Below are 614 nucleotides of genomic sequence, written 5' to 3'. Positions count from 1 at the left end.
TTGTCGTTGACGCCGACGCGGTCGAGGCCGAGGACGTCCTGCCAGATGGCGGCGAGCGCGGCTTCGGTCTCGTTGCGCGGTGCGACATAGGCTGCGGCCGAGGCAAGCTCCGGGTCGGGCAGCGCGCGCCGGTCGAGCTTGCCGTTCGGCATCAGCGGCAGGGTGGCGAGCGCGACGATGGCCGCCGGTACCATATGGGAGGGAAGTGCTGCTTCCAGGCTCGCTTTGACCGCCGCGGTATCGATGGTGTCTCCAGTGACATAGCCGACGATGTGGCGTCCCTCGCCCTCGCCCTTGACCTCGGCGGCCGCATCGGCGACGCCGGGAGCCCGGCGCAGGGCCGCCTCGATCTCGCCGAGCTCGATACGGAAGCCCCTGAGCTTGATCTGGCTGTCGATGCGGCCGAGGAAGTCGACGGTCCCGTCGACGCGCATGCGGCACAGATCGCCGGTGCGGTAGAGGCGCCCGCCCGGCCGGGCCGGATCGGGCACGAACCTCTCCGCCGTCAGCCCTGGGCGGCCGAGATAGCCGCGCGCCAGGGTCTCGCCGCCGATGGTGAGTTCGCCAAGGCCGCCCGCCGGCATCTCGTTGCCGTCGCCGTCCAGCACCCAGGC

General features: G+C 71.7%; 1 protein-coding gene. It reads right to left on the bottom strand.

Annotated elements, in window-relative coordinates; all coding sequences use genetic code 11:
• On the bottom strand, positions 1 to 614 hold a 614-nt coding region (locus tag ACMGE0_RS33605; protein WP_436820181.1), incomplete at both ends, for an AMP-binding enzyme.

Source organism: Neorhizobium descurainiae, from assembly GCF_051400715.1.
Taxonomy (GTDB): domain Bacteria; phylum Pseudomonadota; class Alphaproteobacteria; order Rhizobiales; family Rhizobiaceae; genus Neorhizobium.
Note: the sequence above shows the minus strand (reverse complement) of the source record. Positions and strands in the feature narration are given on the sequence as shown.